This window comes from Planotetraspora kaengkrachanensis (assembly GCF_016862895.1).
In the GTDB taxonomy this organism is placed as follows: Bacteria; Actinomycetota; Actinomycetes; order Streptosporangiales; family Streptosporangiaceae; genus Planotetraspora; species Planotetraspora kaengkrachanensis.
Map to the genome: position 1 here is coordinate 78,717 of NZ_BONV01000047.1, position 23,487 is coordinate 102,203.

Below are 23,487 nucleotides of genomic sequence, written 5' to 3' on the forward strand. Positions count from 1 at the left end.
GCTCAGCCGGCGCGCACGATCTGGAAGGAGTACGTCCCGGTCTTCGCCTCCGGCGATCTGACGACCAGGGCGTAGCGCTCGCTTCCACCGGTGAGCGTCAGGTTGATCTGGTTGCCGCACAGCGGGGACGGCTGCCGCGGGTCCGCGATGCTCTTCTCCGCCGCGCTGTAGAGCTCGATGTCGATGCCGGTGCACGCGTCTCCGATGACCTGGATGGCCTTGGCGCCGTCGGCGTCGAACTCGAACCGGTCGATCCGGCCGGGAACGTCCAGCTGTCCCGCTCCCGCGGGGCTGCCCTCGCCGATCTTCAGGCCGATCGCCGCGGGGAAAGTGCGGACCTTCACCGTGGCGATCCGGAAGCTGTACGGCCCGATCACGTTGGGGTCGCCCCAGACCTCCAGCCGGTATCCGCCCGCCTTGGTCAGCTTGACGCTGAGCGAGGTGCCGGCGGTGAGACTGGTGCTGGAGAAGCCGACAGGTTGGTCGTCGACATTTGAGAACACCTGGAACTGGATGCCGTCGCCTTCCATGTCGGCGACGTGGAACTCCCTGGCGTCACCCAGATCCAGCGTGAACTTGTCCCTCTGCCCGGCGCGGGTCAGCTCGGCCGAGACGGTGCTGCCGTCGACCAGAGTCCCGCCGGGCTCGACGGCCGACGAGGAGGTCTGCGCGCCGCCGTTCTCGGCCGGGGCCGGGCTCGGCGCGCTCTCCGCCTGGTTCTCCGCCGAAGCGGGTGCGCTCTCCGCCGGAGCGGGCAAGCTCTCGACAGGCTCGGCGCTCACACTGCTGGTGATCTGTACCGGGGGTACGTCGACGCTCTTGACCTGGCCACTGGCGAGACCGCATCCGGTGACGACCGTCAGCGAAAGGACGAGGAGCGCGCAATACCGAGCCGGCGCGAGACGCACTGAGGAGTTCTTTGCCATGTCAACCATTCTTCGGAGCCCGCTTGCAACCGGGTTGCCTGCCGCTTTCCACCTCTCGAACACATACGTCCGAGTTCGATCATCTTTCCCGCCCGATGGGCTGCGATCAATGGCGATTTGTCAGATGGGAGAGCGCCCGGGAGGTTCGGAACGCTGTCGGCAAAGAGGCCGGCGTTCAGGACCCCAGGCCGGGCAGTGGGTCCGGCAGTGGGTCCGGCAGTGGGTCCGGCAGTGGGTCCGGCAGTGGGTCGCACGTGGCGACGAACCCGAGCCGGCGAGGCACAGGAAAAGCAGTAACTGCTTTCGCTTCCCGGGGCGTGCTCAGGAGGCGCGGCGCATCCAGGTCTCCGTCCCCGTGCGCTGCCCGGGCTGCCCAGCTGAGACGTTCTCGTACATCGTGAAGCCGCGGTCGAGGCCGGTGAGGCGCAGCAGTTCGACCACACGGTGACGAGGTGCGGCCAGGCCCATGGTGATGCCCATCGCTCTGGCACGTCGTTGGATGCCGACCAGGACGGCCAACCCAGTGACATCACAGAACGACACCCGGGACAGGTCGCAGATGAGCAGGCTCGTGCTGCGTCGCATGGTGCGGAGCAGGCCTTCACGCATAGCGGAACTGGTGAAGATATCGATCTCCCCATCCAGTTCGATGATGGTGGCGACAGGGGCTCCGATCAGAGGCCCCCGGGAGCCGGCGAAGCTGGGGAGGGGTGATGCGATGCGGCAGATGTATGTCGGCGCCATGATCGACTGACCCGTCTCGGTCACATAGAGAAACCGAAGTTGTTTTTCGCCTCGGGCGACGCCGACCCGGATGCCAACGCACGAAATTTCCGCGGTGACGCCTAATCTACCCCCTCAGGCAGCGCCTCCGTCGCAGGTGGCGACCCCTTCAGATGGCCTTCCAAAGGCGGCGGGAGCCACCACTGGGACATATCGCACCCAAATGAAGAATGATATTCCGGACGAATCGCCATCGCCGTCACACGTAATCGAATGCTCGGCCGACCGGCCCGGATCCAGCGGTCGACCTCGGGAGGTAAGCGGTTCACAAGATCCCCGACAAAGGCCGGGCATCTACCTGCCGAGCAAATCAGTGACATACAGCCAGCCCGGGTACGCTCATCGTGATATCGGGCAATCCGCGCAATCGCGACGTGGACGGGGATCATGGCCAACAGCGAGCCCACGTGCGAGCTCCACCTCCGGATGGCCGGTCAGCCACACGACGTCACCCTGCGACTGCACGGCGACAAGCCGACCGAAGACGATGTCGCGGCGTGGATGAAAGAGGGTTCGGTGATCCGGCTCCACATCTCCGAGACCGGAACCCGCGCTCCCCACACGATGCTGGTGAACTTCTCCAGCGTCGCCTTCGCCTGGCTCGTGCCGTACAAGGCAGGCAGAGGCGTGGACCTCTGAACCGGCTGCCGGTGACCGCGAAGCCCCGGAGAGGCACGGCCTGGCTCCGCGGCCTCCAGCACGAGGTCGCCGCCCGACGAGATCCCATAGAGGTGCGCCGATCCACCTGCCTCGGCGATGAGCGCCTCGATCTCGCGGTCCAGGGCGTACGGTCCGATGGCCGGACGCCGGATGTTCAGCCGCTGACGTTGTCGTCAAGCACGAACATGACGTGCTCGTGCTCCCCGTGCGTGACCGTGCCTGCGGCCCGGAAGCCGCACCTGGCCAGCAGCCGGACCGATCCCGCGTTGCCCTGGTAGGGATCGGCGTAGAGGGGCCGGGCCTTCTCCTGCTCGAGGAAGAGCGTCAGCGCCCTGGTGCCGACGCCCCGGCCCCAGAAGTCGCGGCCGAAGACGTATCCGATGAAGCGCCTCTCCTGCTCCCACCAGGCCACGATGTTGCCCGCCGGCACGCCGTCCACGGTGACCGTCTGCACGAAGACGGTCGGGTCCCCGAGGACCCGGGTGGTCCAGTGGTTCATGAAGGCCTCCCGTTCCCTGGGAGGGAACTTCGACCTCCAGACCGTCTCGGGATCGTGCTCGTGCTCGAAGAAAAGAACCAGATCTGCTTCGTCGACGTTCCGAAGCCGCACGTCCTCGCTCATGTGAGCGAGTCTTCCATCGGGCACCGACAGTTCCGCCCCTGTCAGCGGTAGCCGGTCACGTCCGCGGGTCGGCCCGCGTCCTGTACCTCCACCATGTACCGCCACGCGTCGGGCCGGCTGCCGTCGACGTCGGTGAACCCGTAGACCTGTGCGAGCCCGCCGCTCGACAGTGACTTCCCGTTCCAGCGGGCGACCTCGGGATCCGCGGCGAGCGCCGCGACCGCGCGGCCGACGTAGGCGGGGGTCTCCGAGATGGCGAAGTGCGGTTGTATCGCCAGCGCGTCACGCCAGTTGGCCTCGGTGACGCGGTAGGCGTCCAGCATCAGCTCCGAGCGCATCCATCCCGGCGTGACCGACACGGCTGTCCCGCCGTGCGGAGCAAGCTCCTTGGCCTGGGCGAACGCCATGCGGTTCACCGAGGTCTTGGCGAGGTCGTAGAAGAAGGAGATCCGGTAGTTGTCCGCGTTGTACTGCGCGGTGCCGTCGGTCATCTCGACGACCAGGCCGCCGGGATTTCTGATCAGCAGGGGCAGCGCGTGGTGGCTGGTGATGATGTGGGTATCGATCGCCAGCCGGAGGATGCGAAGCCCTGTGTCGAGCGAGTGCTCCCACAGCTTCTGATCCCAGCTGAACAGCGACTCGCCACCCCAGATGTCGTTGACCAGCACGTCGAGGCGGCCCTGCTCGGCGTCGATGCGCTCGACGAGCGCCTTCACCTGGTCGGCCTCCAGATGGTCGACCCGTACGGCGATCCCCTCGCCTCCGGCGGCGGTGACCAGCTCGGCCGTCTCCTCGATGGTCTCCGGCCTGTCGATCTCCGAGCGCTGCTCGCGCGTGCTGCGCCCGGTCACGTAGACGGTGGCTCCCGCGGCGCCCAGCTCCACCGCGACTCCGCGGCCGGCACCGCGCGTCGCCCCGGCGACCAGCGCGATCTTTCCTTTCAACGGTCCGCTCATGCGCCGATGGTGGCATCCGGGTCCGACAGAACGTCCCTCCTCGCTCGGAACGGCATCGCCTAGGCTGCCCTCCGTGGCCGAACTCCCTCCAGGACGCGGGCTCGAACCCCGCCGTCCGCCCGGCACACTGCCAGACACGCCGCCGGACCTGCTGCCGGACCCACTGCCGGGGCCGCTGCCGGACACGGCCTTCCGCCACGCCGACGGGACGGTGGTCGCCCTGACCGCGCCGAACGCCGGCCTCCGGGAGCTGCCCGCGTCGATCGCCGCTCTGACGACGCTCCGCCACATCGACCTGGACGGCAACGAGCTGACCCGCCTTCCGGCCTCCATCGCGGAGTTGTCCCGTCTGAGAACCCTGCTGCTCTACGACAACCGTCTTACGGAGGTCCCCGGGGAGCTCGGCAGACTCACGTCACTCCGTGATCTGAGTCTCGGCAGAAACAGACTGACGGCGCTGCCCGCGACCATCTGGGACCTCACGGGCCTGCGGACGCTCAATCTCGCGGAGAACGAGCTGGCCGAGATCCCGGACGCCGTGGCGAACCTCGCCGAGCTGTCGATGCTGGACCTCGGCCACAACCGGCTCGGTCGCCTTCCCGACGCGATCGGGGACCTGCCGCAGCTCACCGGCTGCCTTTATCTCAGCGACAACGGCCTGACCACCGTGCCCGCGTCGCTGGGACGGCTGAACGTGCTCGACTACCTCAACCTCGCAGGCAACCGCATCACCTCGCTGCCGTCGTCCATGGGAGACATGGCGGCGCTGCGCGAGCTCCGCCTCTACGACAACCGGCTCACCGCGCTGCCTGACACGTTCGGCCGGCTCTCTCGGCTGCGGGAGTTGCATTTGAGGGGCAACCGGCTGGCCACGCTGCCCCACTCCATCGGGGACCTGGGCGAGCTGCGCCACCTCGACCTCCGCGACAACCCGCTGGACCGGCTGCCCGCGTCGATCGGACGGCTGAGCCGCCTCACCCATCTCGACCTGCGCGCCTCCCGGCTGACAGAGCTGCCCGACGGCGTGGGGGCGCTGCCCGCCCTGGAGAAACTCGATCTGCGGTGGACCAAGCTGCACCGGCTTCCCGGCTGGATCGACTCTCTCCGGCACCACGGGTGCGCCGTGCTCCTGTAGCGACGGCGCGCCGTCCGGGCGTACGCGCCCCACACGGCGGCCGTCACATCGTCGACGGACGTGAGTCCCGCGCCTGTACGGCGCGTCCCGGCGGGTCCGCGATGGTCTCGAGGACGGCCGCCGCGGCGGAGGTGATCTCGAGGTTCTGGGATCCGAGCGCCCGGCGCAGCCACGACCTGGCCTCGCCGAGGTTCCCCTCCGAGCGGGCGATCTCGCCGAGCGTGACGTGGATCCTCGCGCGGGTCTCCTCAACCGTGACCCAGCCGTCAGGACAGGAGGCGAGCGCCTCGTGGCACAGCCGCCGTGCCTGTGCGGCGTCTCCGCGGGCGCGGGCCACCCTGGCCAGGCCGTGCTGGGCCATGGCGAGCGACCCCGGTGACCCGGCCCGCCTGCCGAGGACGGCCGCGCGTTCGTAGTGCTCACTCGCTTCCGCGAGCCGGTCCCCGGCGAGAACCGCGTCGCCGCGGCGGCACAGCAGGTTCGCCATGTCCTCGGTCGCGCCGAGTTGCCCGGCGAGGTCCAGCGCCTCGTCGGTCATCGCCGCAGACGCAGCGGTGTCACCGCGCTGCTCGGCCAGCAGGGCGAGCTCGGCGAGTGTGGTGGCCATCCCCCAGCGCTCGCCCAGCGCCCGGAACCCCCGCAGCGCGAGGGTGAACTCGCGTTCCGCCTCGGCCCGGTCCGAGTCGACCCACCACGAGCGCAGGCCGATCCCGAAGTGGAGCAGCGACAACGTCCACGGATCCTTCGCGCCCCGCAGGTCGGCCGGGCCGTCGGCGATGCCGGAGAAACTGCCCCAGAGGAAGGTCAGGAACGGGCGCGACGCGGTGCGGCCCGCCATGACGGTCCTGGCCCTGGTCACGTGGGCGTCCGGAGCCGACCCGACCGCCGCGGCGTCGAGCACGCACAGGACGTACTCCTCCTCGAGTCCCTCGACGACGTCGTGGTCCGACCGGGCGGAGATCAGGTCGAGCAGCTCGGCGGCCGCGCGGCCCGCCTCCCCGCGCCTGCCGCTGAGCATCCAGTACGGCGACAGCGCCGCCACCATCCGGACGGCGGTTGCCAGGTCTCCCGAGTCCATGGCCCAGCGCAACGCGGCGTTGAGGTTGGTCAGGTCGGACGAGAGCCTGGCCAGCCAGTCGACCTGCTCGGCCCGCCGCGACCACGGCTCGGCGGTCTCGGCCAGGTGGAGGAAGTAGTCGAGGTGGGCCTGCCCGGCCTCGGCCGACCCGTCGGAGCAGTAGGCGCGGATCGTGGCGAGCATGCTGTAGCGCTCTCCGTCGAAGGCGACCAGCGACTTGTCCACCAGCGACGACAGCGCCTCGGCCGCGTTGGCGCCGCAGACGCGCTCCGCGGCCTCCCTGGTCGCGCCGCCCGCGAAGACGGCGAGCCGCCGGGCCGTGACCTGCTCGACGTCCTCCAGCAGGTTCCAGCTCCACTCCACGACGTCGCGCAGGGTCCGATGCCGGGCCTGGGCCGTACGGCTCCCGCGCGACAGCAGCGCGAACCGGTCGTCAAGCCGGGCCTCGATCTCGGCGAGCGGCAGCGTGCGCAGGCGCGCCGCGGCCAGCTCGATCGCCAGCGGCAGCCGGTCGAGCAGATCACAGATGCGCTCCAGCGCGGGGCCGTCCTCGACGAACGACGGCCGCACGGCCGTCGCGCGTTCGACGAAGAGCCGGGTGGCCGCGACGCGTGAGAGCGGCCGGACCGGGAAGACGACCTCGCCGGTTACGGCCAGCACCTCGCGGCTGGTGGTGAGGATCCGCAGCGCGGGGCAGCGCCCCAGGAGCCGCTGGGCGACCGCGGCGGCGTCGTCCACGAGGTGCTCGCAGTTGTCCAGCACGAGCAGGACCGGACGGCCGGTGAGTGCGGCGACCAGGCGCTGGAAGGGGTCCGGCGTGGGTTCCTGCGCCCGCAGGCCGCTCTCGCGAAGGTCGAGAGCGTCGAGGATCGCGGGGAGGACGGTCGAGTGCGCGGCGAGTTCGACGAAGCACACGTCGCCGGGCTCCCGGGTCGCAGCCTCGGCCGCCAGCCGGGTCTTCCCCATGCCTCCCGGCCCGCTGAGGGTGACGAGGCGGTGCCCCTCGAGGAGCCGAGCGACCCGTTCCACGTCGTCGGCCCGTCCGACGAGGTCGGTGAGGTGTGCGGGAAGACCGACCCTGCCGCCCGTCCGCGGCGCCGGCTCCCCGCGCAAGACGGTGAGGTGCGCCTCGGACAGTTCGGGTGACGGGTCGGCGCCCAGCTCGTCGGCCAGTGTGCGGCGGATGTCCGCATAGGACTCCAGGGCGTCCGCCTGCCGCCCCGAGGCGGCCAGGGCACGCATGAGCTGGGCACGGAGCCGCTCGCGTACGGGGTGCGCCGCCACGAGCTGCTCCAGCCGGGGAACCAGGTCGCGGTGCTCCCCCAGAGCCAGCCCCGCCTCCATCCGGTCTTCGGTGGCGGCGAGCCGCGACTCCTCGAGCCTCGTGACCTGGGCCGCGGCGAAGGGCGCGGAGCCGATGTCGGCGAGGGCCGGGCCGCGCCAGAGCGCGAGTGCCTCGTCCAGCATGCCTGCGGCCCGCCGATGGTCGCCTTCGGCCAGCGCGCGGCGGCCTTCCGCGGCCAGGCTTTCGAAGCGGTGCGCGTCGATGTCGCCGGGGTCGGCCTCGATGAGATAGCCGCCGGATCGAGACCGGATGAGGCCGTCGTCACCGATCATGCGCCTGAGCCTGGCGATCTGGGACTGGACGGCGTTGCCCGCGCCGTTCGGTGGATCGTCGCCGTACACGCCGTCGATGAGATGTTCGGTGGTGACCAGGCGGCCCGGGGAGAGCAGAAGCAGCGCGAGGAAGGCGCGCACACGCGGCCCGCCGACGGTGATGGGAGGTCGGCCGGCTCCGGGCCAGATCTCCGTCGCGCCCAGGATGCCGAACCGCATGCCCTGAATTATCGCGATTCGGCATCCCGCTGTCGCCTGGGTTCAGGCGGTGACCTCCGGTCGACGTCGCATCGTCCCGCGGGCCCGGCATCCCGCGGCCTATGCCGCGGCCACGGCCTCGGCCGCCCGGACGCGCGTCACCGTCCACGCGGGCGCCCAGGTGGCGGCCAGCACGAGGACCACTGCCGCGGCCACGATGGACACGTAGATCCCGATCGGTCCCGACGGCGCCGGCGTCCCTGCGACCGCCAGGGCGAAGGGGACCAGGCTGATGACACTGGCGACCGTGCCGAGCACCACGCCGACGCCCGCGACGAGCAGGGCCTCCAGCCCGGTCATCCGCATCACCTGGGCACGGGTCGATCCGGTGAGCCGCTGCAGGGCGAACTCGCCCCGCCGCTGCGCGGTAGCCATGACCTGGGTGTTGACCAGGGAGATCGTGGTGTAGGCGAGGATCATCGCGATCAGGAGGTAGTTCACCCAGGCCTGGGTGCTCTGCTGGTCGTCGTGCGTCGCCGCAAGTGCGGCGCGGTCCCGCACCTGGACGCCGAGGCCGCTCAGGTCGGTTCCCTGCGCGGCCCGCACCAGGATCTCGTCGGGCACGCCCGCCGTGGTGTGCGGGGCGAGCAGCCCGGCGGGCAACACGAACAGTTCGGCGCCCGTCTCCACCTTGAGCAGCGCGACCACCCGCAGATCGACGGCCGAACGGTCGCCGAGCCTCAGGGTGATCGTGTCGCCCAGGCCCACACCGTCGCCGATGTTGCGGGCGTGCTCGGTGGTCAGCGCGACGGTGTTCCCGTTCAGGTCGGCGAGCGACCCGGCGGCGACGTCGAACGCCATCGTCTGCCCCACACCGTCCGCGGTGACGCCGCGGAGCGGCCAGCCCTCCTCACGCTGCCAGCCGTCATGCGGCCGCTCGACGAATCCCGTGCTGGTGACGTGCTCGGACGCTCCGCTGACGCCGGGGACCGCACGGACACGTTCGAGGAGACCGGGTGTGACGGGCGACAGCACCGCGTCGGCTCGCAGGCTCTGCGTGAACGAGGCCGCCGCGGCGTCGACCTGGGTGGTCTGCATGTAGAGGTTGGCCGTGGCCATCCCGGTCGCCAGCATGACGGGGGTGACGGCCGCGGCCAGCGTGACCGCGCGGGCCCGGGAGTTCACGATGGCCAGGTAGCCCGACGGCCCGCGGAACGGCCAGGGCAGCCTCCTGGTGATCCAGGCGACGAGGGCGGGCCCGACGAGCGCGAGGCCGACGGCCCAGACGAGCACCGCCGGGCCGGCCGTGCTGCTCACCAGCGACGGCGGCATGATCAGAACGCTCACCAGGGCCAGCGCGATCCCGCCCGCGAAGCAGACGGCCGCAAGCGTCCGCCGCACCGCGCCGATGCGGCTGACGGGCAGGGCCGCGCCGGCGAGCGCCTCGGACGGCCGCGCGATCGTGGCGCTCCGCACGGTCGACCGTACAGCGATCAGCGCGGTCAACGCGGAGACCAGGACGGCGACGGCGGCCGGGAGCAGCCCCTGATGGAACTCGACCACGGCCGGGACCACGCCGCCGTCGGCCAACCGGCCGAACAGCCAACGGCCGAGGAAGGGCGCCGCCAGGCAGCCGAGAGCGGTGGCCGTGGCGGACACCATCAGCGTCTCGCCCAGGACCATCCTGCGGACCTGTGCCGGTGTGGCGCCGACCGCCCGGAGCAGGGCCGTCTCCCGGCGGCGCTGCTGGACGGAGAGGCCGAGGGTGGTCGCCACGACGAACAGCGCCACCATGACCGCCATCGCGCCGAACACCGCGGCCAGGACGATCAGGTTCTCCCGGCTGGGCAACGCCTCCGGGTGCTCCGCGAGGCCGCGCTCGTCCCCGGTCAGCGCGACCGTCCCGGGGACCGTCTGCTCGATCCGCGCGGCCACGGCGGCGGGGTCGGCCTCCGGCGCGGTCCGCACCGCGACGGCTCCGCTCTCGCCGTCGGCCGCGGCGCCCCGCACGCCGGGGACCGCGGCGATCCGGGAGAGCGTGTCGGCACCAAGTCGCACGCGCTCGGGCAGGATCGCCGACTCGACGTCCTCCTCGTCGTCGGCCGGGTCCGCCTTGGGCAGGTCGTAGGTCTGGTCGCCGGTGACGACGACCGGCGACGCGGCGAGCCGGTGCGGCGGCACGTCGAGTCTGATCCCCGTCTCCATCAGTCCGCCGCAGGCCGCGACGATCGCGGCCCCGACGAGCATCGCGACGAAGGTCGCGGTGAAGGCGCTCAGCCGGAACCGGAGTGTGCTCACAGCCAGCCGCCACATCAGGACCGCCCCCAGGCGCCGAGGTTGGTCATCCGCTTGGCCACCGTGTCCGCCTCGGGCCGGTCGAGCCGGTCCACGAGCGTGCCGTCCGCGAGGAAGACGACCTGGTCGGCGTGCGACGCGGCGACGGGGTCGTGGGTGACCATCACGATCGTCTGCCCACCCGTGCGGACGACCTCGCGCAGCAGGCCGAGCACCTCCAGCGCCGTGCGGGTGTCCAGGGCGCCGGTGGGCTCGTCCGCGAAGATCACGGCAGGGCGGGTGACGAGCGCGCGGGCGATGGCGACGCGCTGCTGCTGCCCGCCGGACAGTTCGGCCGGCCGGTGGCCCACCCGCCCGGCCAGCCCCACCCGCTCGATCACCGACGCGACGAGGGCGTCGTCGGCCCGGTGGCCGCCCAGCCGGAGCGGCAGCGTGATGTTCTGCAGGACAGTGAGCGCGGGGAGCAGGTTGAACCCCTGGAACACGAAGCCGACCCGCTCCCTGCGCAACCGGGTGAGCGCCTTCTCCCGCATTCCGGTGATCTCGCGCCCGTCAAGGGTGACCGATCCCGAAGTGGGCCGGTCCAGGCCGGCCGCGCAGTGGAGGAACGTCGTCTTCCCCGATCCCGACGGGCCCATGACCGCGGTCATCGTCCCCTTCGGAAAGCCGATCGTGACTCCCGCCAGCGCCTCGACCGATCCGCCGCCCCTGCCATAGATCTTGTGTACGGCCTCCAGCCGGACCGCGTCTGTGTTCTCCATGAACGGCAGCGTGGCCGTACGCGCTGACAGGTCCAGCACCGTCGGCTGACAGCGCGCGCACCGGGCTCACAGGTGGGGGCGCCGCAGAGCGTCTCTGCCTCGGGGACCGGTCAGCGCAGTCCGCCGTAGAAGGTGCGCAGGTCGTCGACGAGCACGTCGGGCACGATGTGCGCGGCGTAGTGGCCGCCCCGGTCGTACGAATTCCAGTGCACGATGTTCTGGTGGTCGCGCTCGGCGAACGTCCGCATGGAGACGAAGTCTCCGCCGAACATCGCCAGGCCCGTGGGTACGGTGGTCGGCCCTTCCGGGTGCTCGGCGTGCGCGTCCTCGTAGTAGAAGCGGGTGGCCGACGTCGCGGTGCCGGTCAGCCAGTAGAGCATCGTGTTGGTCAGCACGAAGTCGGCGTCGACGTCGACGGTGTCGCCGAAGAGCTGGGCGTTCCAGCCCAGCAGCCCGACCGGCGAATCGAAGATCCCGTACGACAGCGTCTGCGGCTGCTGCGAGTGCAGGGTGTTGAACGACATCTTGTTGTCGTAGAACCACTGCAGCACTTCCAGCGCCTTCCGGTCCTCCGGCGTGATCTTCTCGAACTCGGCCGGATCGCCCGACGGGAACGAGAAGAGCTGGGTGACGTGCACTCCGACGACGTGCTCGGGATCGAACCGCCCGACCTCGGGTGAGACGAACGAGCCGCCGTCGTTGCCGACGGCGCCGTAGCGGTCGTAGCCCAGCCGCCGCATCAGCTCCGCCCACGCCCTGGCGGTGCGGTAGCGGTTCCACCCCTTCTCCTTGGTCGGACCGGAGAAGCCGAAGCCGGGCAGTGACGGGATCACCACGTGGAACGCCTGCGCCGGGTCCTCGGGGTCGGTGAGAAACTCGATGACTTTCAGGTACTCCACGATCGAGCCCGGCCAGCCGTGCGTGAGGATCAGCGGCAGGGCGCTCTCGTGCCGCGAGCGGACGTGCAGGAAGTGGATGTTCTGCCCGTCGATCTCGGTGGTGAACTGCGGATACCGGTTGATCTCGGCCTCGTGGGCGCGCCAGTCGTACCCGTTGCGCCAGTACTCGGCGAGCTCGCGGACGTACGTCACGGGAACGCCGTAGTCCCAGCCGGCGCCCGGGATCTCGTCGGGCCACAGGGTGCGGTCGAGCCGGCTGTTCAGGTCGTCGAGCCGGGCCTGCGGAATGTCGATGCGGAAGGGCTTGATCTCGGTGTTCTCGCTCATGACAGTCACGCTACGGACCCTTCCGGTCAGCTTCTGTCCTGAAGTCCTGGCAGTCTTGAGGACATGTTGGAGACCTCGGCGCGACTGCTGCGCCTGCTGTCGTTGTTGCAGGCCAGGCGGGACTGGCCGGGCGCGGCACTCGCGGAGCGGCTGCACGTGAGCGAGCGGACCGTGCGCCGCGACGTCGAGCGACTGCGCGATCTCGGATATCCGGTGAACGCGACCCGGGGCACCGACGGCGGCTACCGCCTGGGCGCCGGCACCGTCATGCCGCCCCTCCTCCTTGACGACGACGAGGCCGTGGCCGTGGCGGTCGGGCTGCGCACATCCGCCGGCGGCGGCGTCGCCGGCATCGAGGAGACCTCGGTGCGCGCCCTCGCCAAACTGGAACAGGTGCTGCCGTCCAGGCTGCGGTACCGGGTCAACGCACTGCAGACGTACACCGAGCCCGTGCCCGCCGACCGTCCCGGCCCCACGGTCGACCCGGGCGTGCTGACCGCGCTCGCCGCGGCCTGCCGCGACCAGGAGCGGCTGCGGTTCGACTACCGCACCCACGACGGATCGGCGAGCGTCCGGATCGTCGAACCGTACCGGCTTGTGTCGTGGGGGCGCCGCTGGTACCTCGTCGCGTGGGACGTCGACCGCCAGGACTGGCGCACCTTCCGGGCCGACCGTGTCGAACCGCGGACTCCCACCGGTCCGCGTTTCCCGCCGCGCGATCCGCCCGAGGGCGGTGCGGCCGCGTACGTGGCCCAGGGGGTCTCGGCGGCGGCCTGGCGATACCGGTCCCGAGTGCTCGTCCACGCGTCCGCCGAGGTCGTGACCGAGCGCATCAACCCCGCCGTCGGCGTGGTCGAGGCCCTGGACGGTCACACCTGTGTGCTGCACACCGGCGCGGACAGCCTGAACACGATCGCGGTGTACCTCGGCCTGCTCGACCTGGACTTCGAGGTCACCGAGCCCCCGGAACTCGTCGACCACATGCGCCGGCTCACAGCGCGCTACGCCCGTTCCACCGCCGCGGACGACGGGCCGCCGTCGCCGGCGTCCACCGCGTGATCCGCTCGGCATGGGGTAAGCGCCTTCGGTTCCTGGGCGTTCGGTTCCCGGGCGGTCGGTTCCCGGGCGTTCAGCCCTCGGGCGTCAGCGCGTACGGCGTCTCGCGGTCGCGAGGCGGCTCCGGCGCCGGAGGCCGGGTCTTCCGCCTGCCGAGACGCTGGGCCGGAGCCTCGATGAACCGGTGGGTGAGGTAGCCGAGCGACAGCAGGATGAGGAAGAACACCGGCAGGTTCGGGCTCAGCCGCAGCAGCAGCGGGTGCAGCAGATACAGCGAAAAGCTGATCACCCCGATGTGGGCGAGCCATCGGGGGAACCGCCTGCGCCGCAGCGCGAACACGGCCGCGAAGAAGCCCGCGGCCAGCACGATCGCGGGCGCCCAGCCGGGGTCGTGCTTGGCGAACACGCCACAGGCCAGGACCGTCAGGACGGCGGCGGCGGCCGTACGCCGGCTGATCGTGCCCTGCTCGGCCCGGTAGACGGCCGTGCCAGCGAACATCATGCCCAGGATGGTCAGGCCCTGCCAGGCGCCGATCCGGCTGCCGAAGATCACCAACGCCAGGCCGAGGAGGCCGCCCGCCACCGCGGCGACCGTACGCGTCGTACCGCGCGCGACCACCGACACGATGACGGCGGCGACGACCGCCACAGCGAACAGCGCGGCGACCAGGTCGGCGTGGGCGCTGATCGCCGGGCCGGGGAGCAGGAATCCGAGGGGGACGGCCAGCAGCGCCAGGCCGATCGCGATCGGCGCCGACCGGTGCGACTGCCGCACGGTGAACAGCCCGACCGTCAGCAGGTAGAACGCCATCTCGTACGAGAGCGTCCACATCACGTCGATCACCGGGGTGACGCCGAGCAGTTCCTGCAGCATCGTCAGGTTGCCCAGGGCCTCCAGCGGCAGAGGCCGTGTGCTCAGCGTGGGCCGAAGGGTGTACGCACCGAGGTACGCCAGCAGGAAGGCCAGGCACATCGCGGTGAGCAACAGCGGGAGCAGCCGGAAGGCCCGGCCGATCCAGAAGGCGCGAAGGTCGCCCCGGCGCTCCAGGGACGCCGGGATGATGTAACCGCTGACCAGGAAGAAGACGAACACGCCCCAGGTGCCCACGTCGATCCTGCCGTCCACGTGCGCCCAGATGCCGGGCGCGAAGGTCCAGGCCGAGTGGTGCAGCGCGACGGCCAGCGCGGCGGGTCCGCGCAGAGCGTCAAGCCAGGCCAGCCGGCCCGGCCGGTCGTGCTGGACGGTCCGGTTCGGCCGGACCGTCCGGGAAGAGGTCGAGGCCACCCGCCCGACTTTAGGCGATGGACGCCGGTCGCCGGACGGATCTCCGGGCGGCGGGCCGCTTCCTTGTGGCGGTCGCCGCGTGGTGTGCGCCCTGATCAAGGGCCCCCATGGACGGCGTGACATAAATTGCATAGATTGTCAGCATGTCAGAAGCCGCCGTGGCGAAGCGCGACTCGATCGTGTCCGCCGCCCTCGCCGTCTTCGGCCGGTACGGCTACCGCCGTACGTCGATGGAACTCATCGCCCAGGCCGCGGGCATGTCCCGTCCCGCCCTCTACCAGGTCTTCACCGGGAAGGAGGACGTCTTCAGGGCGGTCGCACAGAAGATCGTGGACGACGTGACGTCGGCGGCGCAGCAGGCTCGGGAACGCCCGGGCTCTGTAGCGGAACGCCTGTACAACGTGCTGTCGATCAAGCTCGAGTTGTTCGCGGGAACGATCGAGGCCGAGTTCCGCGCCGAGATGTTCGCAGAGGCGAAAGTGATCGCCGAAGACGTGCTGACCTCGTTCGAGAAGCGCTACCTCGAGGTCGTCGAGGCCGTCCTGCACGCCTCCCGCGACGAACTCGACCTCCTCGACGTGGCGATCCCCACCCGCGACGCGGCCGCCCTGCTGATCGACACCCTGGCCGGGATCTTCCAGGAGAAGCGGGACCTGTCCGTTCTGAGCACCCGCCTGCGCCAGATGATCGACCTGACGGTCAGAGGTCTCACCACCCGTCCTCGCGCGAACGGGTGATCACCCCCAAGGAGTGGACATGCTGCAGACGACCGTTCTCGCCTTCCTCGCCGGAGCGCTCGGCGCCAACGCGACCCCGCACTTCGTGAAGGGCATCACCGGGGAGCGCTTCCCGACCGTGTTCGGCTCCGCGCCTCTGATCAACCTGATCGGAGGCTGGATCCTGTACGTCGTCACCGCACTGCTCGTCGTCCAGGCCGATGTGACGGCCCATCCCGCGCCGTCCTTCGTCGCCGCATCGCTCGGCGTCCTCCTCATGGGCGTCTTTCACGCGCATGTCGGGGCCTTCGGCAAGAAGGTCACGGAAACCGAGGGCTCCGCGGGCGCGGTCGGACCGTGAGCGTCCCGGCGCGAAAAGGGAGAGAAACCGACGAGGCCGTGAGTGTGGAATTCCCGCCGCCCGCACATTCCCCGGGCCGGTCATGCCATCACGAATCCACCTGGAATTCGGCGTAGATCTACCGGCCGGGCGGTCATTTCTCCGACCGGCCGGTAGAACAGGCCGCAATTCAGGGAAGCGTGACGTATTTCCCGAGGAATTCCCGGGCCGACGCCGAGTCCAGGCGATAGTCGAAGTTGGTCGACTTGCACGCGTCGTCGTCACCGCTGATCGTCGTCGCCACGAGCAGGTGGGAGGTGGCGCCGCCCAGGAAGTTCGGCCCGCCGGAGTCGCCGAAGCACGTACTGCCGTCGGCCGACGACTTCAGCGACAACTGGAGCCACCTCCCGGTGAGCTTCTTGAAGGAGATGGACGCCAGGTTGCGCGTGTCGGTGTAGGTGTACCGACTCCCGTGCTTACCGCTGTTCGGGTTCAGCGAGCCGTACCCGACCGGGGTGAACCGCGTGGCGGCGAGGCTGCCGTCGGTCTTGAGCCGATCGAGCAGACCGGCTTCCGGCAGGACGGCGGGCTTGATGCCGGGGACTGGCGCGTCGAAGACCACGACGGCCATGTCGAACGGGTCGGCCTTGACGTCGAACCGCGGATCGGGCTCGAAACGACCGGTGTAGACCTGGTCGCCCTGCCGATAGTGGCTGGAGAACGTGACTCGCGCCGTCTTCTGGCCCTTCTCCCCGCAGTGGGCGGCGGTGAGGAAGACGGTCGGGGAGATGAGCGTGCCGGTGCAGTCGGCCCAGGTGCCGTCGCCGTGGGCCTTGGCCGCGAGCATGGCGCCCACCTCGGGGTGGCCGGCCCCGTCGGCCGAGCCGTTGGTGATCGCCCACGCGGGTGAGGCGATGACAGTCATCAGGGCGGCAAGAATCACCACAAAGGGGACAAAGCGCATTTAGGAACTGTAAGCGTCTAGGCCCTGATATGACACAAATCGGACAAAAGATCTACGACAGATGTCAAAGGGCCCCGCATCGCGGATCACTCCGCGATACGGGGCCCCGACGAGACGACCCGCTAGGTCAGCAGCGGATCACCCCATGTGGCGCTCACGCATGTGGCCGTGGCGCATGTGCTCACGGCGGCCCTCGCGCATGTGCTCGCGGTGGTGACGCTCGTGCCTGTGGCCGTAGCGGTGGTGACGCTCCCTCTCGTGGCGGTGGTGGCGGCCCTCACGGTGGTGGCGGTGGTGACGGCGGCGGTCGGGTTCCGGCTGAGCCTTCACCAGGTTCGGGGTCGAGGACGTCATGCCCTGGACGGTGCTGACCACCGCCGGGGCCTGCTGCGCGGTTGACGCTTGGGCCACCTGCCCGGGCCCGAAGGCCAGGCCGGCCAGGAGTGCGGCGCCGAGCGGGAGCGTAAGTCGCTTGCCGAGCATAAGCGTCTCCTCTCGGATTCGCATTCGCGCGAGGCGAATGCGATGTCCATCCATCGTTGGCGGCGAGGTCAGAGCGCGTCTAGATGGGTTGACCCACACCGAGGAGAAGAAACCGGCATTCCATTCCGGCACGTGAGGATGTGTTTTCCCGCACACCGAAGTAACAGAGCGCGTGATTGCCCCGGCCCTACTGACGGGATACGTCATTCGGATCTATGTCCGGGCCCGAACGAGGGCCGGATTTCCCGTGCGCCGCGCGGACGAAACGTCCGGAGGACACCGGTCGCGCAAGCGCGGTCCCTGCTCCTCGAGAGCGGAGCGAAGGGCGGCCATCGCCTTCGGTCCCATGCCGTGCGACTTCAGCACCTCGCCTCGATGGCCCGGCTGAGCCGCTCACGGCCTCCGCATCCTCTTGATCATCTGTTGATGTCGTCTGTCAGACTACGGCGCGTGGAATTCCGCGTGCTTGGTCCTCTCGAAATCATGCACAACGGGCGTACCGTCGCTCCTTCCGCCGCCAAGGACCGCGCGTTCCTCGGAGAACTGCTCGCCCACCCTGGGCGGTTCGTCTCCACCGACCACCTCGCCGACGCCCTCTGGCCGGACCGCCTGCCCGCCGACCCGGCGAACGCCGTACAGGTCCGGGCCTCGCGGCTGCGGGCGACGCTGCGATCGTTGACCGGTCAGGAGGACGGGGGCGGCGTCCTGAGGACGCAGTCGGGCGGGTACGCGCTTGATCTCGACCGGTCGGCCACCGACCTGGCCTGTTTCGAGGCGGCGGTATGCCAGGCGGAGGACCGGCCCGTCGCGGCGGCCACTCTCCTTGCTGACGGGCTGGCGCTCTGGCGCGGGGCGCCCTTCGCGGATGTGCCGTCCACTCCGTGCGTGCGTGTGCAGGCCGCCCGATCGGAGGAGTTGCGCCTGAGCGCGGTCGAGGCCTACGCGGACCTCTGTCTCGTCGCGGGACCTCCGCCCGCCTCGCTCGTGGCCGATCTGGCCGAGCAGGCCACGCGCAGTCCGCTGCGCGAGCCGCTTCACCATCGCCTGATGCGCGCGCTCCACCTGTCGGGCAGACCGGCCGAGGCCCTGGCCGTCTACGACACCCTGCGCGCCACCCTCGCCGAGGAACTCGGCACCGACCCCCATCCCGACCTGCGCCGCCTCCACCACGAGATCCTCGCCGCGGCGTCGAGGGCACCGGCCGCGTCCACGGCTCCCCCGGCCTCAACGGAATCCACAGTTTCAACGGGGTCTGCGCGTTCCACGTCCCTCGCCGCTCCCGCGCCGCCCACACCGCCCGGCGTGCCCGGCGGCGTGTCCCCTCCGCCGGTGGACGGCGAGCAGGACGAACCCGAGGTGGAGGATGCCCGGAAGAAGGCCCGCGGCCCGTCACGGCGGACGCTGGTGCTGGCGGCGGCCGGCCTGGCCGTCACGGCGGGAGTCTGCGGGGCGGTCGTGACCCGGCTGTCCGAGCCTCCCGTCGTGGTCATGCCCGACGTTCTGCGGCCGATCCCGGGCGACAGCTCCCGGCTGGACGCTGACGTCACCTATCCGGACGGGACGAAGGTGCGGGAGGGCGCACGGTTCGAGAAGGTGTGGCAGCTGACCAACGACGGCACCGTGTTCTGGCACGACCGCTACCTCGACCGGCAACTGCCGTGGGACGGGGACGACGTGTGCCGGTCCCCGCGCCGCGTGCGGATCCCGGACACCCGGCCGGGCCAGTCGGTGCTCGTCCGGGTCCCCGTCGTGGCCCCCGGTGTACGGGTGCGCTGCAAGGTCTACTGGAAGATGGTGGACGATCACGGCATCCCTTACCTGCCGCAGTTGAGGGGCGTCTTCTTCGACGTACAGGTGGTCCCTGACCTGTGACTTCGCTGTCAGACCCGGCCGTACAGGGAGAGTGCAGCGGTCCCCGGCACGCTGACCGACGGCCGCCGCCGTGAGGCGGCGCCGCCGAAACGAAAGGGATCACACGATGTCGAACTGGATGCCGTTCCGCCGCGCCGTCACAGGGGCCGCCGCGGCGCTCGCCCTGTCCATGACTCCCGCGCTGATCGCCACCCCCGCCTCCGCCGCCACGGCGAGCTGCGGATCCGGATACGCGTTCCTGGACTCGTATGCGATCAGAGGGCTGGACACCAACCGCACCGGGGGCTACGTCTCGCTGTACTACAACAGCTCGACGGGCAAGAACTGCGCCATCGCCAAGCCGATCAGCTCCTGGTCGGGCCTGGTCAACCATCTCGACGTGCAGCTGACGACGAACTCCTACCCCGGGTTCGTCGACGACGGCCTCAACGCGAACTACCACCAGTGGGCGGGCCCGATCTACATCCCCGCCCGTGGTGAGTGCGTCGACGTCGGCGGTTACTTCGACTACGGCGGCGAGCGGTTCGCCGGTCACGCCTACCAGGTGCACTGCGGCTGACCTGGGGTCCGGCCCGTCTTACGAGAAGGCGGGCCGGCCGTCCTCAGCTGAGCCGTTCTCCGCCCCGCGTCCAGGAACCGCGGACCCGTCGCCGGGCGCCGGAACCGCGTACCCCGCCACCGACGGCCAGCGTACGGTGAGCACCACCGACTCCTCCTCGGCGTGCCACGAGTGATCGACACCATGGCCCCAGACGATGTAGTCGCCCTGCTCGGCGAGCACCACGCTGCGTCCCGGCAGTTCGACCCGGAACCGGCCACTGATCAGTATCAGCAGCGCCGTGCGGTGCTCACCGGTCACCCACTGCGCGCGCTCGTCCCCGCGCGGATGCACGCCCCACTTGATCTCGACGTCCTCGCTGTGCCGTACGTCGCCCAGTGGCTTGAAATGCCCCAGCAGCCAGCCGCGGTCACCCGCCGCGTCGACGTCCGCGCGGCCCACGTACACGTTCTTCAACTCCGGGTTCTCCGCCGGATTCCGCGCCAGGTTCCGCGTCAGGTTCTCCGCCACGAGCGGCGACGCTAGCACGGCTCCCGTACGGCACGGCTCTGCCGATCACCCCCGTCATGCGGGAGACGGCCGCCGAGTGAGCTCGGCTGCGAGATCGCCGCGATCAGCGGCACAATGGGCGGCGATGTCAGCAGATTCCCTGACGCGCGCGACCGCCTCGCTGTACGGCCTGGCCCTGGGCGACGCGCTCGGATCCCAGTTCTTCGTTCCCGCCAACCGCACGCATCTCACCGCGCACACCCCACCGCCCGGCCCCTGGCAGTGGACCGACGACACGGAGATGGCCTGCTCGGTCCATCGCGTCCTCGCCGACCACGGCACCGTCGACCAGGACGCGCTCGCGGCCGGTTTCGCCGCCCACCACGACTTCGACCGCGGCTACGGCCCGGCCACCGGGCGCATGCTCCGCCTCGTCCGTGAAGGCGGCGACTGGCGTGCGCTGGCCGCCGAACAATTCGACGGCAGGGGTTCCTGGGGCAACGGCGCCGCCATGCGGGTCGCGCCCGTCGGCGCCTGGTTCGCCGACGATCTCGACGAGACCGTACGGCAGGCGGAACTGTCCGCCACCGTCACCCACACCCACCCCGAAGCGATCGCCGGCGCCGTGGCGGTCGCCGTCGCCACGGCGACGGCCACCCAGGGCGGCCTTTCTCCCGACAGGTTCCTGGACGGCGTGCTCGATCACACACCGCGGGGCATGGTCCGCGACGGCATCGCCGAGGCGCGAGCGCTGCTGACCATCGGCGACCCTCTCCTCGCCGGCCGGACACTGGGCAACGGGCGCAACGTGTCCGCCCACGACACCGTCCCTTTCACCCTGTGGGCGGCGGCCCGCCACCTCGACGATTTCGAGGCGGCCTTCTGGGCCACGGCGTCGGCGGGCGGCGACGTCGACACCACCTGTGCGATCGTCGGCGGAATCCTGGGGGCCCGGCTCGGCCTCGAGCGACTGCCGGCCGCGTGGTCGCTGGAGACCGAACCGCTGCCCGGATGGGCACGGGTGCCGCGTCACCCAGGACAGGTCGTGGGAGAACGCGGTCCCTGAGCCCGTCGAGAGGGAGGGCTACAGGCGCGGCTGGTCGTCGACGCCGAGGTCGGTCTCCACGTCGTAGCCGACCGCGGACTGGTGTGCCGTCGGGTGCCCGATGTCGGTCTCGAGGTCGAACCCCGCCTGCTCCGCCGCGTCGGCCAGCGCCTCCTCCTCGTGGCGGCGCACGGCGCGGTCGTGATGCTCACTGATCATCTCGGACAGGCCGTGGAGAGGGCCGTGGTGGTGCTGAGGTTGCGTCTCGGGGTCGGTCATGACCGCCATCGTGGGCAGCCGACGTCCCCCCGGACAACCAACGCGAGATGAAGGTTCGGGGATCGCGGCGGCCTCTCACAGTTCGGAGTCGCCCCACGAGGTGACGGTCACCTCGTCGCCGACGGACAGCTTGCCCTCCTGGAGCACGGCGAACTTGGCGCCGAAGGCCACACCCCGTGTCGCCCGACGGTAGTCGGCGAGGGTTCGGAGCGGTTCCGGCCCTGCCTTCTCGCCCGACTCCTGGTCGACGGTCGTGACGGCGCACCGGATGGCGAGCTTGCCGTAGGCCAGCTCGGCGTCTCCCACCCCGAGGCGGCGCACCCGGTCCTCGGTGTGCGCCGCGTCCCAGCCGTCGATCACGATGTTCGGCCGGAAGCGGCTCATCGGCACCGGTTCGGCGCCTCGCGCCTCGATCCGGGCGTTCAACCCGGCCAGCGAGCTCACCGTGGCGACGAGGACGGCGCCGCTGTCGGCGTATCCACAGGTGCCCGGCGTCAGCCCGTCGGTGACGCGATCGTGCTCCGGAGGCACCCGTACGAGCCGGCTCGGGCGGCCGAGCATCTCCGACAGCCACTGCGCCGCCGTGTCCCCCTGGTCGATCCCCGTGTATCGAACGCCGAACATCTCCACGTCGCGCCTGGCGGAGGTGACGTCCACCTCGACCCGCGCCGTGTCCATGCCGTCCGCGCGGAGGGTGAGCCGCTCTCCGCCCGCCTCGATCGCGGGACGGACGCGCGCGAGCCGGGGATCACGCCGCTGGCTGCGGAACACGCCGTCCTCGTCGATCACCATGAACGCCCGGTCGTGCGCGAGGCCCGCTCGCGTCATGTCCGCGTCCGGAAGGGACGTTCCGGCACAACCCTTGATCGGGTAGCAGGTCAGTCCGACCAACGTCGCCATCGTCTCCCCCTGACTCCGCCCGCCGTGCACGTGTGCGAACCCGTCCAGACGGTATGCCGCAAACGAGCTGACATGACGGAAAATCAGCGGTTTCTACCACATAATCGTCAGCTTTGACCGACGCCGTGCTCGGATTCTCCGCCGATCTTCGCAGCCGGTCCGGGTTAACCTGATCAAGCAAGCTGCAGTCCGGAGATCCTTTACGTTCCTACTTCTGAGGATTCACATGGAACTCGGCATCGCGCTTCCGACATCCGGGCGGCTCGCCGCGCCCGCCAACATCGCCCACGTCGCGCAGGAGGCGGAGCGGATCGGTTACGACTCGCTGTGGACCTACGAACGACTCCTGCGCCCGTACGCGGAACTGCCGCAGCCCGACGGCTCGACGGCACGGGTCCCGGAGGTCTACCGGCTGACTTTCGAGCCCCTGGAGACGCTCAGCTACGTGGCCGCCCTGACCAAGCAGATCAAGCTGGGGACCAGCGTGGTCGACGCCCTGCTGCACCCGCCGGTGGTCCTGGCCCGCCGCTTCGCGACCCTGGACCAGTTCAGCGGCGGGCGCGTGATCGCCGGTCTGGGACAGGGGTGGATGCCGCAGGAGTTCGATACGGCCAACGTGCCGATGCGGCGCAAGGGCGCCGGCATGGACGAGGCCGTCGCGGCGATGCGCGCGTGCTGGGGCCCCGACCCGGTGGAGTTCCAAGGGCGCTTCTACCGGATCGCGGCGTCGGAGGTGAACCCCAAGCCGGTCCAGAAGCGCCTCCCCATCCTGCTGGGAGCCATGACACCCGCCGGCGTTCGGCGGGCCGGGCGGATCGCGGACGGGCTGAACCCGATCGCCGTGTCGCCGGAGGTCGTGCGCGGCCTCGTCTCCGCCTTTCACGACGCCGCGCGCGAGGCGGGGCGCGACCCCTCGACGCTGACCGTGGTCGCCCGCGCCAACGTGCCGCTGGTCAGGGAACCGATCGGTGACGGGCGGCCGTTCCTCGGCGGCTCTCCACGCCAGATCGCCGACGACATCACCCGCCTCGACGGCACCGGCGTGGACCATCTGATCATCGCCAACGTCGCGGCGCCCGGCGACGTCAAGGAAGCGGTCGGCCTGCTCGAGGAGCTCAAGGCCGCCACCGGCGAGGCCGCGTAGCCGTACGGCCCGGCCGGCTCAGGCGCCAGGCCAGGCCGTACGGCAGGGCGGTCAGCGCAGGAGTGCGATGACGTCGGCGAACGTCTTCATGTGCGGTT

At 70.5% G+C, this 23,487-nt stretch carries 23 protein-coding genes; 9 read left to right on the forward strand and 14 right to left on the reverse strand.

Annotation, left to right across the window (positions count from 1 at the left end; translation table 11 throughout):
* Positions 1–2: 2 nt before the first annotated feature.
* Together Pka01_RS35595 and Pka01_RS41015 are read right to left on the reverse strand one after the other, a co-directional pair.
* Positions 3–926 (reverse strand): hypothetical protein, encoded by a 924-nt coding sequence (locus Pka01_RS35595; protein ID WP_203887382.1) that lies wholly within the window; start codon positions 924–926, stop codon positions 3–5.
* Between the two features lie 321 nt (positions 927–1,247).
* Entirely contained in the window at positions 1,248–1,670 is a 423-nt protein-coding gene (locus Pka01_RS41015; protein ID WP_275414531.1) for an STAS domain-containing protein, read from the reverse strand.
* Between the two features lie 426 nt (positions 1,671–2,096).
* Between Pka01_RS41015 and Pka01_RS35605 the strand changes: the two genes are divergently transcribed.
* On the forward strand, positions 2,097–2,348 hold the full coding sequence (locus Pka01_RS35605; RefSeq protein ID WP_203887384.1) for a hypothetical protein: 252 nt from the start codon (positions 2,097–2,099) through the stop codon (positions 2,346–2,348).
* 175 nt (positions 2,349–2,523) lie between these two features.
* Here the strand turns inward: Pka01_RS35605 and Pka01_RS35610 are convergent, their stop codons facing one another.
* Together Pka01_RS35610 and Pka01_RS35615 are read right to left on the reverse strand one after the other, a co-directional pair.
* Positions 2,524–2,991: a GNAT family N-acetyltransferase gene (locus tag Pka01_RS35610; protein WP_203887385.1), complete on the reverse strand. Its 468-nt coding sequence runs from the start codon at positions 2,989–2,991 to the stop codon at positions 2,524–2,526.
* A gap of 41 nt (positions 2,992–3,032) precedes the next feature.
* Positions 3,033–3,947 carry an SDR family oxidoreductase gene (locus Pka01_RS35615; RefSeq protein WP_203887386.1) on the reverse strand — a complete coding sequence of 305 codons (915 nt, stop codon included), beginning with the start codon at positions 3,945–3,947 and terminating at the stop codon, positions 3,033–3,035.
* 73 nt (positions 3,948–4,020) lie between these two features.
* Between Pka01_RS35615 and Pka01_RS35620 the strand changes: the two genes are divergently transcribed.
* A complete protein-coding gene (locus Pka01_RS35620; protein WP_203887387.1) occupies positions 4,021–5,082 on the forward strand; it encodes a leucine-rich repeat domain-containing protein in 1,062 nt (353 codons plus the stop codon).
* A gap of 43 nt (positions 5,083–5,125) precedes the next feature.
* Here Pka01_RS35620 and Pka01_RS35625 read toward each other — a convergent pair whose 3' ends face one another.
* From Pka01_RS35625 to Pka01_RS35640, 4 genes are all read right to left on the reverse strand, one after another.
* Complete coding sequence (locus Pka01_RS35625) at positions 5,126–7,996, reverse strand: AfsR/SARP family transcriptional regulator (protein ID WP_203887388.1); 2,871 nt, start codon at positions 7,994–7,996, stop codon at positions 5,126–5,128.
* Between the two features lie 99 nt (positions 7,997–8,095).
* Positions 8,096–10,273, reverse strand: a complete 2,178-nt coding sequence (locus tag Pka01_RS35630) for an ABC transporter permease (protein WP_203887389.1) — start codon at positions 10,271–10,273, stop codon at positions 8,096–8,098.
* Positions 10,274–10,287: 14 nt separating this feature from the next.
* Positions 10,288–11,031: an ABC transporter ATP-binding protein gene (locus Pka01_RS35635; RefSeq protein WP_203887390.1), complete on the reverse strand. Its 744-nt coding sequence runs from the start codon at positions 11,029–11,031 to the stop codon at positions 10,288–10,290.
* A gap of 110 nt (positions 11,032–11,141) precedes the next feature.
* The gene (locus Pka01_RS35640; protein ID WP_203887391.1) at positions 11,142–12,257 is read right to left on the reverse strand and encodes an epoxide hydrolase family protein; all 1,116 of its coding nucleotides are present in this window, start codon (positions 12,255–12,257) and stop codon (positions 11,142–11,144) included.
* A 63-nt stretch (positions 12,258–12,320) separates the two neighbouring features.
* Between Pka01_RS35640 and Pka01_RS35645 the strand changes: the two genes are divergently transcribed.
* Positions 12,321–13,316: a helix-turn-helix transcriptional regulator gene (locus tag Pka01_RS35645; protein WP_203887392.1), complete on the forward strand. Its 996-nt coding sequence runs from the start codon at positions 12,321–12,323 to the stop codon at positions 13,314–13,316.
* Between the two features lie 70 nt (positions 13,317–13,386).
* On the opposite strand, the gene Pka01_RS35650 is transcribed toward Pka01_RS35645, so the two are convergent.
* Positions 13,387–14,598 carry an acyltransferase family protein gene (locus Pka01_RS35650; protein ID WP_203887393.1) on the reverse strand — a complete coding sequence of 404 codons (1,212 nt, stop codon included), beginning with the start codon at positions 14,596–14,598 and terminating at the stop codon, positions 13,387–13,389.
* Positions 14,599–14,741: 143 nt separating this feature from the next.
* On the opposite strand from Pka01_RS35650, the gene Pka01_RS35655 reads away from it, so the two are divergent.
* Both Pka01_RS35655 and Pka01_RS35660 read left to right on the forward strand, forming a co-directional pair.
* On the forward strand, positions 14,742–15,335 hold the full coding sequence (locus tag Pka01_RS35655; RefSeq protein ID WP_203887394.1) for a TetR/AcrR family transcriptional regulator: 594 nt from the start codon (positions 14,742–14,744) through the stop codon (positions 15,333–15,335).
* Between the two features lie 19 nt (positions 15,336–15,354).
* The gene (locus Pka01_RS35660) at positions 15,355–15,675 is read left to right on the forward strand and encodes a hypothetical protein (RefSeq protein ID WP_203887395.1); all 321 of its coding nucleotides are present in this window, start codon (positions 15,355–15,357) and stop codon (positions 15,673–15,675) included.
* A 169-nt stretch (positions 15,676–15,844) separates the two neighbouring features.
* Here Pka01_RS35660 and Pka01_RS35665 read toward each other — a convergent pair whose 3' ends face one another.
* Positions 15,845–16,618: a trypsin-like serine protease gene (locus tag Pka01_RS35665; protein WP_203887396.1), complete on the reverse strand. Its 774-nt coding sequence runs from the start codon at positions 16,616–16,618 to the stop codon at positions 15,845–15,847.
* 138 nt (positions 16,619–16,756) lie between these two features.
* Positions 16,757–17,101: a hypothetical protein gene (locus Pka01_RS35670; RefSeq protein WP_203887397.1), complete on the reverse strand. Its 345-nt coding sequence runs from the start codon at positions 17,099–17,101 to the stop codon at positions 16,757–16,759.
* 483 nt (positions 17,102–17,584) lie between these two features.
* Here Pka01_RS35670 and Pka01_RS35675 point away from each other — a divergent pair, with 483 nt between their 5' ends.
* Complete coding sequence (locus tag Pka01_RS35675; protein WP_203887398.1) at positions 17,585–18,973, forward strand: BTAD domain-containing putative transcriptional regulator; 1,389 nt, start codon at positions 17,585–17,587, stop codon at positions 18,971–18,973.
* Positions 18,974–19,079: 106 nt separating this feature from the next.
* On the forward strand, positions 19,080–19,532 hold the full coding sequence (locus Pka01_RS35680) for a spore-associated protein A (RefSeq protein WP_203887399.1): 453 nt from the start codon (positions 19,080–19,082) through the stop codon (positions 19,530–19,532).
* Between the two features lie 18 nt (positions 19,533–19,550).
* Here Pka01_RS35680 and Pka01_RS35685 read toward each other — a convergent pair whose 3' ends face one another.
* Entirely contained in the window at positions 19,551–20,042 is a 492-nt protein-coding gene (locus Pka01_RS35685) for a cupin domain-containing protein (protein ID WP_239115914.1), read from the reverse strand.
* A 124-nt stretch (positions 20,043–20,166) separates the two neighbouring features.
* Here Pka01_RS35685 and Pka01_RS35690 point away from each other — a divergent pair, with 124 nt between their 5' ends.
* On the forward strand, positions 20,167–21,087 hold the full coding sequence (locus tag Pka01_RS35690; RefSeq protein WP_203887400.1) for an ADP-ribosylglycohydrolase family protein: 921 nt from the start codon (positions 20,167–20,169) through the stop codon (positions 21,085–21,087).
* Between the two features lie 18 nt (positions 21,088–21,105).
* Here Pka01_RS35690 and Pka01_RS35695 read toward each other — a convergent pair whose 3' ends face one another.
* Positions 21,106–21,345 carry a hypothetical protein gene (locus Pka01_RS35695; protein ID WP_203887401.1) on the reverse strand — a complete coding sequence of 80 codons (240 nt, stop codon included), beginning with the start codon at positions 21,343–21,345 and terminating at the stop codon, positions 21,106–21,108.
* A 75-nt stretch (positions 21,346–21,420) separates the two neighbouring features.
* Complete coding sequence (locus tag Pka01_RS35700; protein ID WP_203887402.1) at positions 21,421–22,245, reverse strand: MOSC domain-containing protein; 825 nt, start codon at positions 22,243–22,245, stop codon at positions 21,421–21,423.
* 226 nt (positions 22,246–22,471) lie between these two features.
* Between Pka01_RS35700 and Pka01_RS35705 the strand changes: the two genes are divergently transcribed.
* A complete protein-coding gene (locus tag Pka01_RS35705; protein WP_203887403.1) occupies positions 22,472–23,389 on the forward strand; it encodes a TIGR03619 family F420-dependent LLM class oxidoreductase in 918 nt (305 codons plus the stop codon).
* The last annotated feature ends 98 nt before the right edge of the window (positions 23,390–23,487 follow it).

Bases quoted from the DNA above. Each gene is read 5' to 3' on its own strand.
- Pka01_RS35595 (WP_203887382.1), bottom strand. From the start codon at position 926: ATGGCAAAGAACTCCTCAGTGCGTCTCGCGCCGGCTCGGTATTGCGCG.
- Pka01_RS41015 (WP_275414531.1), bottom strand. From the start codon at position 1,670: ATGGCGCCGACATACATCTGCCGCATCGCATCACCCCTCCCCAGCTTC.
- Pka01_RS35605 (WP_203887384.1), top strand. From the start codon at position 2,097: ATGGCCAACAGCGAGCCCACGTGCGAGCTCCACCTCCGGATGGCCGGT.
- Pka01_RS35610 (WP_203887385.1), bottom strand. From the start codon at position 2,991: ATGAGCGAGGACGTGCGGCTTCGGAACGTCGACGAAGCAGATCTGGTT.
- Pka01_RS35615 (WP_203887386.1), bottom strand. From the start codon at position 3,947: ATGAGCGGACCGTTGAAAGGAAAGATCGCGCTGGTCGCCGGGGCGACG.
- Pka01_RS35625 (WP_203887388.1), bottom strand. From the start codon at position 7,996: ATGCGGTTCGGCATCCTGGGCGCGACGGAGATCTGGCCCGGAGCCGGC.
- Pka01_RS35635 (WP_203887390.1), bottom strand. From the start codon at position 11,031: ATGGAGAACACAGACGCGGTCCGGCTGGAGGCCGTACACAAGATCTAT.
- Pka01_RS35640 (WP_203887391.1), bottom strand. From the start codon at position 12,257: ATGAGCGAGAACACCGAGATCAAGCCCTTCCGCATCGACATTCCGCAG.
- Pka01_RS35645 (WP_203887392.1), top strand. From the start codon at position 12,321: ATGTTGGAGACCTCGGCGCGACTGCTGCGCCTGCTGTCGTTGTTGCAG.
- Pka01_RS35655 (WP_203887394.1), top strand. From the start codon at position 14,742: ATGTCAGAAGCCGCCGTGGCGAAGCGCGACTCGATCGTGTCCGCCGCC.
- Pka01_RS35660 (WP_203887395.1), top strand. From the start codon at position 15,355: ATGCTGCAGACGACCGTTCTCGCCTTCCTCGCCGGAGCGCTCGGCGCC.
- Pka01_RS35665 (WP_203887396.1), bottom strand. From the start codon at position 16,618: ATGCGCTTTGTCCCCTTTGTGGTGATTCTTGCCGCCCTGATGACTGTC.
- Pka01_RS35670 (WP_203887397.1), bottom strand. From the start codon at position 17,101: ATGCTCGGCAAGCGACTTACGCTCCCGCTCGGCGCCGCACTCCTGGCC.
- Pka01_RS35675 (WP_203887398.1), top strand. From the start codon at position 17,585: ATGCACAACGGGCGTACCGTCGCTCCTTCCGCCGCCAAGGACCGCGCG.
- Pka01_RS35680 (WP_203887399.1), top strand. From the start codon at position 19,080: ATGTCGAACTGGATGCCGTTCCGCCGCGCCGTCACAGGGGCCGCCGCG.
- Pka01_RS35690 (WP_203887400.1), top strand. From the start codon at position 20,167: ATGTCAGCAGATTCCCTGACGCGCGCGACCGCCTCGCTGTACGGCCTG.
- Pka01_RS35695 (WP_203887401.1), bottom strand. From the start codon at position 21,345: ATGACCGACCCCGAGACGCAACCTCAGCACCACCACGGCCCTCTCCAC.
- Pka01_RS35700 (WP_203887402.1), bottom strand. From the start codon at position 22,245: ATGGCGACGTTGGTCGGACTGACCTGCTACCCGATCAAGGGTTGTGCC.
- Pka01_RS35705 (WP_203887403.1), top strand. From the start codon at position 22,472: ATGGAACTCGGCATCGCGCTTCCGACATCCGGGCGGCTCGCCGCGCCC.